This is a genomic window from Ensifer adhaerens (assembly GCF_020035535.1).
GTDB lineage: Bacteria > Pseudomonadota > Alphaproteobacteria > Rhizobiales > Rhizobiaceae > Ensifer.
In genome coordinates this window covers 2,696,929-2,709,239 of sequence record NZ_CP083350.1, presented here as the reverse complement: position 1 = coordinate 2,709,239, position 12,311 = coordinate 2,696,929, and the positions used below count along the sequence as shown (strand labels likewise).

Genomic DNA, 12,311 nt, shown 5'->3' with positions numbered 1-12,311 from the left:
GTTGCGTGGCCTTCGTGCATGCTTCGATTTTGGTTGAGACGACCGCCGCGCGACCTTGGCGACGGAACGGTCAGCGCCTTTAGCGGCCCATTCGAGCGGCCAGTTTTCTTTCAGCCGCCTGCAATCCGTCGTGCAGAAGCACGGCAAGTGTCGCAACGATCAGGCCGCCCTGGACGACGAAGGAAAGGTTATTCGATTGCAGGCCGGCAATGATGACCTCGCCAAGCGTTTTCGCCGCGACCGTCGATCCGATCGTCGCGGTTGCCAGGCTGATGACCACCGAAAGCCGGATGCCGGCGAGGATCACCGGCATCGCCAGCGGTAACTCCACCTTCAGGAGGCGCTGGCCACTTGTCATGCCGGCGCCGCGCGCCGCCTCCATGACGGAGGGTGGCAATGTCGTCAGCCCCGTCAGCGCATTCTCGAAGATCGGCAGCAGGCCATAGAGAAAAAGTGCGATCAGCGTCGGCTTCTCGCCAAAGCCGAAAATGGGAACGGCAAGTGCCAACACGGCGACCGGCGGAAAGGTCTGGCCGATATTCACCAGGCTGCGCGACAGCGGCAGGAACTCGGCCCCGGATTCGCGCGTCACCAATATTGCCAGGGCGAGAGCAACCAGTGCAGCAGCAGCCACGGCTACGGCGACGGTGCGCAGGTGCAACAGGGTCAGCTGCAACAGACTGCCTTGATTATAGATCACAGGCGCATTTTCCTGAACCAGCGGCCGCAGCAGCGGCTCGAACCATTGCGGCTGCAGCAGGAAGGCGATCAGAACCAGAAATACCGCGAGGCGAAGAAGGCTGGAGAGCTTCGGCATCAGGCTGGCCCGGCCGCGCGTTTCGCCAGCCCCTCGAGGCTAACCTTGCCGATGACGGCACCGTCAGGACCGGCAACGGGCAGCGCGCTCCGTCCGGACCAGAGGAGCTCGGCCAGCGCCTCCCTCTGGGTGAGCGTACTCGAAATCGCCGCCCCCTCCGCTGCCCCCGGTTCGACAGCGCTTGAGACCGGTTCGATCGCAAGCAGGCGATAGGGCCGCTCGCCAAGCCCGATCAGGCTTTCGACGAAGGGGGTCGCAGGCTTCAGCAGCATTTCGGCGGGCGTCGCATATTGCACCACCTTGCCCTTGTCCATGACGGCAATGCGGTCCGCTAGCTGGAAAGCCTCTTCCATGTCGTGGGTCACGAGAATGATCGTCGTCTCGAAGTGCTTCTGGATCGCGAGCAGATCGTCCTGGGCTTTGGCGCGAATGATCGGATCGAGCGCGCCGAAGGGCTCGTCCATGAGCAAGACCTTCGGCTCGGCCGCGAGTGCCCGGGCGACGCCGACGCGCTGCTGCTGACCGCCGGAAAGCTCATGCGGAAAGCGTGGACCAAAGGCGGCCGGATCGAGCTGGAACAACTTCAGAAGCTCATCCACCTTGGCATCGATGCGCGCGCGCTCCCAGCCGAGCAGCGTCGGAACCGTGGCAATGTTCTGGGCTACGGTTCGATGCGGGAACAAACCGTGGCCCTGGATGGCATAGCCGATCCGCCGGCGAAGCTCGTAGCCCGGTAGCGACCGGTTATCCTCGCCGTCGAGACGGATCGTACCCGACGTCGGTTCCACCAACCGGTTGACCATGCGCAGCAGCGTCGTTTTACCGGAACCGGAGGTGCCGACGATGACGGTGACCGTGCGTGGCGCGATCGTCAGGCTGACGTCGTCGACGACGGCCGTTTCGCCATAGCGCTTGGTGATGTTCTCGATCTCGATCATGCGGCTTCTGCCTGTCTGTTATTGGGTGTGGCCATCTCGATCATCGCGTCGAGCACGATCGCCGCGGCAAATGCCAGCACAACGGTCGGCACGGCGCCAAGCAGAACGAGATCCATTGCGGTCTGTCCGACGCCCTGGAAGACGAAGACACCGAAGCCGCCGCCGCCGATCAGCGCCGCAATCGTCGCCAGGCCGATATTCTGCACGAGCACGATGCGGATACCCGTGAGGATCACCGGAAAGGCCAACGGAAACTCGATGCCGACCAGCCGCTGCCAATCGGTCATACCGATGCCGCGGGCCGCGTCGTTCGCGTCCCGCGGAACACCGGCCAGCCCGACGACGGTGTTGGCGACCACTGGCAACAGCGAATAGAGGAACAGCGCGACAAAGGCCGGCGCAACGCCGATGCCGCGAATGCCGATCGTGGCGGCGCCCGGCACATTGGCGGCGATCCAGCCGAGTGGCGCGATGAGGATGCCGAAGAGCGCGATCGACGGGATCGTCTGGATCGCGTTGAGGACACCGAGCAAACCGTCACGCAACCGCGTGACGCGATGGCAGAGGATACCGAGCGGAATGCCGACGATGGTTGCGGCCACAAGTGAGCCGAGCGCCAAGGTCACATGTTTGCGGGCTTCCGCCCAGAACGTATCCACCCGGCTCGCATATTCCTTCAGGATGGAAAGGCCGTCCCAGGTGCCGGAGAGCAATAGGATGCCGATAAAGGCGAGCACGGCGACGAGTACAACGACGCGCACGAAGGGCGCTGGGCGCAATCGCGTCAGCGCATCGGCGGCAAGCAGCCCGAAGGCGAAGAGCATGCCCCAGAAGCCGGAGGCCGGAGAAACCCGAGCGTAGGTGTTGGCTTCAGGCGTCAGGTGGCTGGCAGCGACACCGATGCCGAGCGCCAGCACCGCAAGCGCCACGAAGGCCGCGACGAGGCGCAGAAGCACCGGTGAACGCACGGCTGCCAAGACGGCGCCTGCAAGGATTACCAGCAGAACCGCCACGCCCCACGGCTGCGGCAGAGACTCAATGATCGTCTTTGCCTCGCCGGCGACGATGCGATTGGCGCGAAACGTTGCAAAAGGCGCGATGAAGGCGCCGCCAAGCGCCAAAGCCGCGATGATCGCTCCGAGCTTGTCAAAGCGGAGTTGCATCAAACCACATTCCCTCCCCGCCTGTGCCGGCGCGACTTCGGCACCTGCAGGCATGCCCCGGGACGCCGGCTTCGGACCAACGTCCCGGTAACCCGTCAACTTATTTCAGGAAGCCGTTCTTCTTCAGGAAGTCTTCGGCAACCGCCTTGGCCGGTTCGCCGCCGACCTGAACGCGACCGTTCAGGTCCTGAAGCGTCACGAGATCGAGCTTCTCGAACACCGGCTTCAGCAGTTCCTCGATCTTAGGATTTTCCTTGAGCACGGCCTCGCGGATGATCGGGGCCGGCTGGTAGACAGGCTGTACAGCCTTGTCATCTTCCAGCACGACGAGACCCGAAGGCGCGATGCCGCCGTCCGTGCCATAGACCATGGCCGCATTCGCGCCGTTCGTCTGGTTAGCCGCCGCGGCGATCGTCGCCGCTGTGTCACCACCGGAGAGCGTGATCAGCTGTTCCTGCTTCAGGGTGAAGCCGTAGGTGGTCTGGAACGCCGGCAATGCCGCTGCTGAGTTCACGAATTCGGACGAAGCGGCAAGCACCACCTTGCCGCCACCGGCGACATATTTGCCGAAATCGCTGAGCGTCTTCAGCTTGTTTTCGTCCGCCACTTCCTTGCGCAGCCCGATCGCCCAAGTGTTGTTGGCCGGCGACGGCGTCAGCCAGACGATCTTGTTGGCGTCGTAATCAAGCTTCTTGGCGGCCTCGTAGCCCTTCGCGGCATCCTTCCACACCGGATCGTCAGCCTTTTCGAAGAAGAACGCGGCGTTGCCGGTGTACTCCGGATAGATATCGATTTCGCCGGCGGTGATCGCCTTGCGCACGACCGGCGTCGCACCGAGCTGGACGCGATCTACCGTCTTGATGTTGTTGGCGTTGAGCACGGCAAGAATGATGTTGCCGAGCACGCCGCCTTCGGTGTCGATCTTCGAGGAGACGACCACATCGGCACTGGCGGTGGCAGCGGTCAACGTGAAAGCGATGGCAGTTCCGATAAGCAGTCTAGTCAGGCGCATGGGTTTCTCCCTCGAATTTCGATCCGCAAGTTTGATCACGGAATGTCCGCCGCGTCGGGGCAAGCCATTCCATATATGTCAGCCCCCGGCAAAAAATAGGGTTGCACGCAGAGACTGTGGCGGACGAAAAATTTCATCAGCCACTAACACCATCGAAAGGATAGACTATCGCAACCCGCGGCGACCGATTGAGCGTTGCAATCGCTCGCGTTGTCGGCCACTTTGAATAAGGCCCGCCAGAACATTTGCGTTCATTCTTGGTTGCGATGCCGCTCGACCCGACCGCTTGGGGCTGGTGGCGGGTGCGCCCGGCGAACGTTCGGGAAAATCATGTCGACCTATCTTCTCGCGCTGCTTATCGGCGTGGTCGCCGGCCTGCGAACCATGACTGCACCTGCTGCCGTCAGCATTGGCGCTGCGGCCGGCTGGTTACCGCTCAGCAGCTCTTGGGCCGCCTTCATGGGCTTCCGGTTCACGCCCTACATTTTCGGCCTTCTAGCGCTCGTGGAGTTCGTCGGCGACCAGTTGCCGAGCACGCCGAGCCGCAAGGTTCCGCAGCAGTTCGGCGCCCGCATTGTCAGCGGCGGTTTCTGCGGGGCCGTGCTTGGCACCGCCGGAGGTGCTATGCTCGGCGGTCTGGTCGCCGGCGTCATCGGTGCAGTCATCGGAACGCTCGGCGGCTATGAAGCTCGCAAGCGCCTCGTTGCGGCCATCGGCGGCAGGGATCTGCCGATCGCCCTTCTCGAGGATGCTGTCGCCATTCTCCTCGCACTCTGGGTGGTGTCCTCGGTGTCATGAAAAAACATTTCGACGCAATCATCATCGGGGCCGGCCAGGCAGGCCCTTCGCTGGCCGGCAGGCTGACATCGGCGGGAAAGTCCGTCGCCATCGTCGAACGCAAGCTGTTCGGCGGTACCTGCGTCAACACCGGCTGCATGCCCACCAAGGCGATGGTTGCAAGTGCATATGCCGCGCACCTGGCACGGCGCGGCGCGGACTACGGCGTGACCACCGGGCCAGTTACCATCGATTTCGCGCGCGTCATGGCGCGCAAGGACACGGTGCGGTTCACATCGCGCAAGAACGTCGAAAGCTGGCTGAAGGGCATGAAGAACTGCACGGTCTTCGAGGGCCACGCCCGGTTCGAAAGCCCGCATGAAATCCGTCTCGGCGAAGACCTGCTGTCGGCCGATCAGATTTTCCTCAATGTCGGCGGCCGCGCCGCGACGCCGGATTTCCCGGGCGTCGAGGACGTGCCTCATCTCACGAATGTCTCGATCATGGATCTCGACACCCTGCCCCGCCACCTGATCGTGGTCGGCGGCAGCTATATAGGGCTCGAATTCGCGCAGATGTTCCGCCGCTTCGGCTCGGAGGTGACCGTCATCGAGAAAGGGCCGCGGCTGATCGGCCGCGAGGATGCGGACGTTTCGGATGCCATCCTCGCCATCCTTGAAAAGGAAGGCATCCAGTTGCGCCTCAATGCCGAATGCATCCGCTTTGCCCGGCGCGGAGATGAGGTCGTCGCTGGCGTCGATTGCACCGCCGGCGCGCCCGAAATTTCAGGCTCCCATCTGCTGCTCGCCACCGGCCGCCGGCCGAACACGGACGATCTCGGCCTGGATCGCGCGGGCGTGAAGACCGACGCCCGAGGCTATGTCGAGGTCGACGAGACGCTCAGGACCAGTGTGCCGCACATTTTCGCCATGGGAGATTGCAACGGTCGCGGCGCCTTCACCCACACGGCCTATAACGACTTCGAGATCGTCGCGGCAAACCTGCTCGATGGCGAGGCTCGGAAAGTCAGCGACCGCATCTCGACCTATGCACTCTTCGTCGATCCGCCGCTCGGCCACGCCGGCATGACGGAAACCGAGGCGCGCAAGTCCGGCCGCAAGCTGCTCGTCGGCATGCGACCGATGACCCGTGTCGGCCGTGCGGTCGAAAAGGGAGAGACCGAGGGTTTCATGAAGGTGATCGTCGACGCCGAGACCAAGCAGATCCTAGGCGCTTCGATCCTCGGCACCGGCGGCGACGAGGCGGTGCAGAGCATCCTCGACGTCATGTATGCCGGCAAGCCCTACACGACGATCACGCACGCGGTGCACATCCACCCGACCGTGTCGGAACTGATCCCCACGGTCTTCGGCGATCTGCACCCGGTCGCCTGAGCGGCCAGGCATGAGAAGCCTCGTGCTTAGACGAGCGCGGCGCGTGCGAGGTGGTAGAAATACATCGCACCGCGCTCAAGGATTTCATCGTTGAAATCGTAGCGGGTGGTGTGCAGGCCGCTGCTGTCGCCGTTGCCGACCAGCACATAGGCCCCCGGCACCTTTTCGAGCAGGAACGAGAAGTCCTCGCTGCCCATCAGCGGCTCGGGCAATTCGACATAAGCGTCGGCGCCGAAAGTCTCCGCGATCACCGCCCGAGCGTCTTCGACCGCCTCGGCATCGTTGATCGTTGCGGGATAGCCGACCTGCCAGTCGAAGGTGGCCTCTGCATTGTAGCTTTCCGCCTGCAGGCGGGCGATCTGCTCGACGCGCTCCTGAAGCTGCTTGCGGACGACAGGATCCATGGCGCGCATGCTGATTTCCAGCACCGCCGTATCGGGAATGATGTTGGAGGCGGAACCCGCCTGGAACGAGCCGACGGTCAGAACAGACGGTTGGTGTGGCGAGATGTTGCGCGACACCAGCGTCTGCAGCGCCATCACCACGCTGGAACCGACGACAACCGGATCGACCGTCAGCTCCGGCTGGGCGCCGTGGCCGCCCTTGCCCCGGATGGTCAACGTCAGCACATCGATCGATGCGGCCATCGCGCCGGCGCGGCTGGAGAACTGACCGACCGGAAGGCCCGGCCAGTTGTGGAGCGCATAGACCCGCTCGCAGGGGAAGCGCTCGAAAAGACCGTCCTCGATCATCAGCTTGCCGCCGCCGAAGTTTTCCTCGGCCGGCTGGAAGATCAGGTGAACCGTGCCGTTGAAGCTCTCGTCCTTCGACAGTGCCCAGGCGGCGCCGAGCAGCATGCTGGTGTGACCGTCATGGCCGCAGGCATGCATCGCGCCCGGGTGCTTGCTCTGGTAGCCAAGACCGGTTTCCTCTTGCATCGGCAGCGCATCCATGTCGGCACGAAAGCCGATGGCGCGGTTGCTGTTGCCGCGCTTCAGTGTCGCGACGATGCCGGTTGTCGCGAGACCACGGGTAACCTCGAAGCCCCAGGATTGCAGCAGGCCCGCAACGAACTCCGAAGTCTTCACCTCGGAAAGGCCGATCTCCGGCATCTCGTGCAGCTTGTGGCGAATATCGACGAGTTCAGGCAGGAACTCGGAAAAATTGGCGTCGCGCATCGGGGCCTCCTCAAGCCATCTGCAGGAACTGGCGCAGACGCGCCGATTGCGGGTCGCGCATCACCTGCGCTGGCGCGCCGCGCTCTTCGACCAGCCCCTTGTGCAGGAAGATCACTTCGCTGGAGATATCACGGGCGAGTGACATTTCATGGGTGACCATCACCATCGTGCGGCCCTCTTCGGCGAGCTTCTTGATGACGAGCAGCACCTCGTTGACGAGCTCCGGATCGAGTGCCGAGGTCGGCTCGTCGAAGAGCATCACCTCGGGCTTCATCGCCAGCGCCCGGGCGATTGCCGCACGCTGCTGCTGGCCTCCGGAGAGCTGGTTCGGATAGTGATCGCGCTTCGGGGTGATGCCGACCTTTTCCATCAGCAGTTCGGCCTCACCGATCGCATCCTTCTTCGCCATGCCGAGCACATGCATCGGCCCCTCGATGATGTTTTCGAGGATGGTCTTGTGCGACCAGAGATTGAAGCTCTGGAACACCATGCCGAGCCGGGTGCGGATATGCTCGAGCTGCCGCTTGTCGGCGGCATGAAACTTGCCGTCCTTGCCCTTGACGGTGCGGATCACCTCTCCCGAAACGGAGATTTGGCCCTCGTCCGGCGTCTCAAGATAGTTGATGCAGCGGAGCAACGTGCTCTTGCCCGAACCGCTGCTGCCGATCAGCGAGATGACATCGCCGGACTTTGCCTCGAAGGAGACGCCCTTGAGCACCTCGACCGACCCGAAGCTCTTGTGAATGTTGTTCACCGAAAGCGCTGTTGCGACCATGTTCGTTCCTCTCGCGCGCCGTGGCGCGCCTCCTCTTTAGGCCTTCGCCGTGCGGTAGCGGGTGAGCCGCTTCTCGACGACACCCATGATGCGCGTCAGGATGAAGACGACGGTGAAATAGATGATGCCGGCGGCGATCAACGGTTCAAAGATCAAAAGCGACTGGCGTTGCAGCATGCGGGCGGTGCCCATGACCTCAAGGATCGTGATCGTCGAGGCCAGAGACGTCGTCTTCAACAGGATGATCAGATCGCCCGTCAGCACCGGCAGGCAGGAGCGGAACGCCTGCGGCAGGGTGATGCGGCGGAGAATCATCGACGAGCGCATGCCGATCGATTTCGCCGCTTCGATCTGGCCGCGCGGGACCGCCTTGATCGCGCCACGGATGACCTCGGCATTATAGGATGCCTGGTTGAGGCTGAGCGCGAAGATCGCATACCACAGGCCGTCACGCAGATACGGCCAGAGGAAGCTGTGGCGTACCCAGGTGCCGGGCAGGATTTGTCCGAGACCGTAATAGATCAGGTAGATCTGCACGAGCAGCGGCGTGCCACGGAAGGCGAAGGTGAAGACATAGGCCGGAACCGAGAGCACACGGCGACCGGAAAGCCGGGCAAGCGCCACGAGCGTGCCGATGACGAGGCCGAAGACGCCGGCGACAGCTGTCAAAAGCAGCGTCAGCGGGGTCGCCTTGATCAGCGCCGGCAGAAAGCCGATGACGTTGAAGAACGTATCCATCAGTGGTGCCCCCGGTTGAGGCGGCGTTCGATCTGGGCGATCACCAGCACGGAGACGAGCGTGATCGCCAGGAACAGGATGGCCGTCAGCCCGTAGAAGAAGATGTACTGCTTGGTGCCGGCAGCGGCCCTGTAGCCAGTGTAGAGCAGCTCGCTGAAGGAGCCGAGCACGCTGATGATGGCGCTTTCCTTGGTGATCGACAGCCAGAGATTGCCCATGCCCGGTACGGCATGACGCATCATCTGCGGGAAGATGATGCGGATGAAGACCTTGCGACGGGGCATGCCGATCGAAACCGCCGCCTCGATCTGGCCGGGAGGCACGGAAAGGAAGGCGGAGCGCAGCACTTCGGTCATGAAGGCGCCGGAGACGAAGGCAAGCGCGATAATCGCTGCCCAGAAAGAGCTGAACTGGAAGGTTTCAGCCACCAGGCCGAAGTGTTTCAAGAGCCGTTCGGCGCCGCTGGCGACCGAGAAATAGAGAAGCAGAATGACCAGCAACTCGGGAAGGGAGCGGACGACGGTCGTGTAGATTTCGGCAAGGAACCGCGGGAAGCGGTGCTTCGACAGCTTGCCGGCAGCGCCCAAGAAGCCGAAGAGAACCGCGACCGCATAGGCGACCACGGACACCTGCAAGGTCATCACCAGGCCCCAGGCGAAATCGTCGCCCCAGCCCTCGCCGCCCCAGGCAAGCAATTGCCAGTAATAGTCCATCCGTCGTTACCTGTTCCCGATTTTTTGCCAGCCCGGAGCGCCGCCCGTCCTGTCATGGCGGGCAAGGGCGTCGTCGCAATAGCTGCAAGAATGCCCCGGCGCTACGGCCCGGTTGGCGATCGAGGGCGGCGGCAAAGCAACAAGCCGGCCGCCGCCCTTCAAGTGCAGATTACTTCTTGCCGAAGATCCACTTGTCGACAAGCGACTTAGTCGTGCCGTCCTTTTCCAGGGCGGCAAGACCGGCGTTGACCTTCTCGAGGGTCGCTGCATCGCCCTTGCGCACAGCATAGGCGACACCTTCACCGAGCGTGACGTTCTTCGGAACTTCGACCTTGACCTCGTAGTCGGCACCTTCAGGCGTCTTCAGGAACGTCTGGATGTAGAGGTCGGGGATCAGCACGTAGTCGACGCGGCCGGCGATGAGGTCGGCAACCGAGTTGTCGGCGGTGTCGTAGCTCTTGGCTTCGGCGCCCGTCAGGTACTTGGCGACGTAGGCAGACTGTACGCTCGAAGTCTGGACGCCGATGATCTTGCCCTCGACACTTGCCGGGTCAATGATCTTGCCGGAGCCGTCGGCAGCATCGGTCGTCTTGATCTCGCTCGTATCACCCTTGGAGCCGACGAAAGACGTGCCTTCGGTGTAATAGGGCGTCGAGAAGTCGACGACCTGACGGCGCTCGTCGGTGATCGAGAAGGCGCCGATGATGAAGTCGACCTTCTTCTCCTTCAGCGACGGGATCAGGCCGTCCCAGGCCATCTGGCTGATCTCGCACTTCACGGCCATCTTCTCGCAGAGCGCGCGAGAAAGGTCGGCTTCGAGGCCCTCCCATTCGCCGCCGGCATTGACCTGAGTGAACGGCATGTAGGGCTCCGGCGTCATGCCGAGCCGCAGCGTGTCCTCGGCCAGCGCGCTGCCAGCAGCCATGGAAAGGGCGATCCCTGCGAACAGGGCGGTCTTCAACGTCTTCATAATGTTCCTCCTCGGGGATTGCGTCGGATCAGAGCGTGTTGCTGAACCAGCGCAGCGACATGCAGGAAAGACCCGCGTCGATCTTGCCGATCTCCGTCGTTTTCATCGGCACGACCTTGTAACCGAGCTTGTCGAGCATCTCGATCGTGCGCGGGAAGTCGGAACCGACCATAACGACGTCATTGACGCGCAACGCATTGGCCGCCGGCTCTTCGCCTTCAGGAATGATCACCTGCTTGAAGCGTTCGAAGGCACCCGACTTGGCGAGGCGCGCAGTCGAAAGCACGGTCTCGTCGTCGAGCAGCGAGCAGTCGGTCTTGAAGTGCAGCACGCCTTCCGGCGTCGCAACGATCTCGCTCTTGCGGCCAAGCTTGGTCAGGCAAGCCTGGAGGGCTTCGGCGCCAACCTTGTTGGTGCGGGCCGAGAGGCCGATCATCACGCTTTCGCGTGTGGTCAGCACGTCGCCGCCATCTGCAAAGCCTTCGCCCGGCAGGTCGAGCACTGTTTCGAACATGGCGCGCAGCGTCGGTTCGATTTCCGGGGTTTCCTTGACGCGCGTCTCGGCACCCGGGCGCAGCAGGATCGCACCTTCGGTGAAGACCAGCGCCGGATCTTCGACGAAGATCGAGTCCGGGAAGGCTTCGAGCGCCGGCAAGACCGTCACCTTCACGCCTGCGTCCTTCATCGCCGCGATATAGGCATCGTGCTCGGCCTTCACACCTTCGAAGGTGGGGTTGCCGCGGTCATCGGCGCGAAGGCCGTTGACGACCGACTTCGACGGGGTGCGGACGATGATGTTGTTGAACTGGTAGACGGGGCGTGACTGCGACATTTGTAGTACCTTTGGCTTGGATGAGGTGCTTCTATCGATCGGACATGGCGGCGTAAAGCGCTTGCTTGTTCACGTTTTCCCGACGTGACAAGTGAACCCCGGCCAGCATGCAACGCACGGAACCGCCGGCGAGCTCGATGGTCGGAACGTCGAAGGCGAGAACACGGGCAGAGGCTTCGAGCGCCTTGACCTGATCCGCGCGGAGCGAGGCGAGTGCACGGGCGGACATGACGACGACGCGGCCGTCGACACCATCGAGTTCGATGGCATTGCCGGCGAAGTTCTCGATCTGGTCGAGCGTGAGATCGATGACCTGGCGCCCGGTTTCCTCGAGACGCGCGCAGATTTCCTGGCGGCGCGCCGCATCCGGGATCATGCTTGTACCGATCAGCGCAAACTCCGTGCCGATGCACATCAGCACGTTGGTGTGGTAGATCGAATTGCCCTGGCGATCGACCGCACCGAAGATCATCGGTTCGAAGTTGAAGTGGGTGCAGAAGCGTTCCAGCGCCACTTCGTTGGTGCGGTTGGAGCGGGCGGCATAGGCGACACGACCGATATGGTCGAGCACCATGGCGCCGGTGCCTTCCAGATAAACGCCGTCCTTTTCGAGACCGGAATAGTCGATCACGTCTTGAACGCGATACTCGTTCTTCAGCATCTCGATGATGTCGGAGCGGCGCTCGCTCTGGCGGCTTTCCGAGTACATCGGATAGATCGCGACGTGGCCACCCGAATGGGTCGAGAACCAGTTGTTCGGGAAGACAGAGTCGGGACGGGTCGTGGTTTCGTCTTCGAAGAGGTGAACGGCAACGCCGGCGCCCGCGAGCCCGTCAGCCATGCGGCTGACTTCGTCAAAGGCGGCCTTAGCGATTGCCGACGGCTGCCGTGCCGCGTCGGTTGCCTGGAAGGCGTTGTCCTTGGCCGTCATCGGGTTCGGGCCGAAATGGTGCGGACGGATCATCACGACGCCCTTCGGCGCCTGTACGGACAGTCTCTTCATG

The 12,311-nt window shown here is 62.8% G+C and carries 13 protein-coding genes; 2 read left to right on the top strand and 11 right to left on the bottom strand.

All coding sequences use genetic code 11. The features are described from left to right. Positions 1–79 precede the first annotated feature (79 nt). The 4 genes from LAC81_RS32405 to LAC81_RS32390 form a co-directional block, all read right to left on the bottom strand. The gene (locus LAC81_RS32405) at positions 80–817 is read right to left on the bottom strand and encodes an ABC transporter permease (RefSeq protein ID WP_223728716.1); all 738 of its coding nucleotides are present in this window, start codon (positions 815–817) and stop codon (positions 80–82) included. Further along, entirely contained in the window at positions 817–1,755 is a 939-nt protein-coding gene (locus tag LAC81_RS32400) for an ABC transporter ATP-binding protein (protein WP_223728715.1), read from the bottom strand. Before LAC81_RS32400 ends, LAC81_RS32405 begins: the two co-directional genes overlap by 1 nt. Continuing rightward, positions 1,752–2,918, bottom strand: coding sequence for an ABC transporter permease (locus tag LAC81_RS32395; protein ID WP_223728714.1), 1,167 nt, complete (start codon positions 2,916–2,918; stop codon positions 1,752–1,754). The genes LAC81_RS32400 and LAC81_RS32395 overlap by 4 nt, the downstream gene beginning before the upstream one ends. Before the next feature lie 100 nt (positions 2,919–3,018). After that, positions 3,019–3,930 (bottom strand): ABC transporter substrate-binding protein, encoded by a 912-nt coding sequence (locus LAC81_RS32390; protein WP_223728713.1) that lies wholly within the window; start codon positions 3,928–3,930, stop codon positions 3,019–3,021. A gap of 330 nt (positions 3,931–4,260) precedes the next feature. Between LAC81_RS32390 and LAC81_RS32385 the strand changes: the two genes are divergently transcribed. After that, positions 4,261–4,728, top strand: a complete 468-nt coding sequence (locus LAC81_RS32385; RefSeq protein WP_223728712.1) for a DUF4126 domain-containing protein — start codon at positions 4,261–4,263, stop codon at positions 4,726–4,728. Beyond that, positions 4,725–6,101, top strand: a complete 1,377-nt coding sequence (locus LAC81_RS32380) for an FAD-containing oxidoreductase (RefSeq protein WP_223728711.1) — start codon at positions 4,725–4,727, stop codon at positions 6,099–6,101. Before LAC81_RS32385 ends, LAC81_RS32380 begins: the two co-directional genes overlap by 4 nt. Before the next feature lie 26 nt (positions 6,102–6,127). Here LAC81_RS32380 and LAC81_RS32375 read toward each other — a convergent pair whose 3' ends face one another. From LAC81_RS32375 to ctlX, 7 genes are all read right to left on the bottom strand, one after another. Next, a complete protein-coding gene (locus LAC81_RS32375; protein ID WP_223728710.1) occupies positions 6,128–7,279 on the bottom strand; it encodes a M20 aminoacylase family protein in 1,152 nt (383 codons plus the stop codon). Positions 7,280–7,289: 10 nt separating this feature from the next. Beyond that, a complete protein-coding gene (locus LAC81_RS32370; RefSeq protein WP_113535190.1) occupies positions 7,290–8,054 on the bottom strand; it encodes an ABC transporter ATP-binding protein in 765 nt (254 codons plus the stop codon). 36 nt (positions 8,055–8,090) lie between these two features. Further along, complete coding sequence (locus LAC81_RS32365; protein WP_113535191.1) at positions 8,091–8,792, bottom strand: ABC transporter permease; 702 nt, start codon at positions 8,790–8,792, stop codon at positions 8,091–8,093. Then, positions 8,792–9,505: an ABC transporter permease gene (locus LAC81_RS32360; RefSeq protein ID WP_113535192.1), complete on the bottom strand. Its 714-nt coding sequence runs from the start codon at positions 9,503–9,505 to the stop codon at positions 8,792–8,794. The genes LAC81_RS32365 and LAC81_RS32360 overlap by 1 nt, the downstream gene beginning before the upstream one ends. A gap of 169 nt (positions 9,506–9,674) precedes the next feature. After that, positions 9,675–10,475: a transporter substrate-binding domain-containing protein gene (locus LAC81_RS32355; RefSeq protein WP_113535193.1), complete on the bottom strand. Its 801-nt coding sequence runs from the start codon at positions 10,473–10,475 to the stop codon at positions 9,675–9,677. A 28-nt stretch (positions 10,476–10,503) separates the two neighbouring features. Continuing rightward, complete coding sequence (locus tag LAC81_RS32350; RefSeq protein WP_043613513.1) at positions 10,504–11,307, bottom strand: dimethylarginine dimethylaminohydrolase family protein; 804 nt, start codon at positions 11,305–11,307, stop codon at positions 10,504–10,506. Between the two features lie 31 nt (positions 11,308–11,338). Then, positions 11,339–12,310: a citrulline utilization hydrolase CtlX gene (gene ctlX / locus LAC81_RS32345; protein ID WP_223728709.1), complete on the bottom strand. Its 972-nt coding sequence runs from the start codon at positions 12,308–12,310 to the stop codon at positions 11,339–11,341. Position 12,311 lies beyond the last annotated feature (1 nt).

Bases quoted from the DNA above. Each gene is read 5' to 3' on its own strand.
- LAC81_RS32400 (WP_223728715.1), bottom strand. From the start codon at position 1,755: ATGATCGAGATCGAGAACATCACCAAGCGCTATGGCGAAACGGCCGTC.
- ctlX (WP_223728709.1), bottom strand. From the start codon at position 12,310: ATGAAGAGACTGTCCGTACAGGCGCCGAAGGGCGTCGTGATGATCCGT.
- LAC81_RS32405 (WP_223728716.1), bottom strand. From the start codon at position 817: ATGCCGAAGCTCTCCAGCCTTCTTCGCCTCGCGGTATTTCTGGTTCTG.
- LAC81_RS32395 (WP_223728714.1), bottom strand. From the start codon at position 2,918: ATGCAACTCCGCTTTGACAAGCTCGGAGCGATCATCGCGGCTTTGGCG.
- LAC81_RS32380 (WP_223728711.1), top strand. From the start codon at position 4,725: ATGAAAAAACATTTCGACGCAATCATCATCGGGGCCGGCCAGGCAGGC.
- LAC81_RS32385 (WP_223728712.1), top strand. From the start codon at position 4,261: ATGTCGACCTATCTTCTCGCGCTGCTTATCGGCGTGGTCGCCGGCCTG.
- LAC81_RS32365 (WP_113535191.1), bottom strand. From the start codon at position 8,792: ATGGATACGTTCTTCAACGTCATCGGCTTTCTGCCGGCGCTGATCAAG.
- LAC81_RS32375 (WP_223728710.1), bottom strand. From the start codon at position 7,279: ATGCGCGACGCCAATTTTTCCGAGTTCCTGCCTGAACTCGTCGATATT.
- LAC81_RS32390 (WP_223728713.1), bottom strand. From the start codon at position 3,930: ATGCGCCTGACTAGACTGCTTATCGGAACTGCCATCGCTTTCACGTTG.
- LAC81_RS32370 (WP_113535190.1), bottom strand. From the start codon at position 8,054: ATGGTCGCAACAGCGCTTTCGGTGAACAACATTCACAAGAGCTTCGGG.
- LAC81_RS32360 (WP_113535192.1), bottom strand. From the start codon at position 9,505: ATGGACTATTACTGGCAATTGCTTGCCTGGGGCGGCGAGGGCTGGGGC.
- LAC81_RS32350 (WP_043613513.1), bottom strand. From the start codon at position 11,307: ATGTCGCAGTCACGCCCCGTCTACCAGTTCAACAACATCATCGTCCGC.
- LAC81_RS32355 (WP_113535193.1), bottom strand. From the start codon at position 10,475: ATGAAGACGTTGAAGACCGCCCTGTTCGCAGGGATCGCCCTTTCCATG.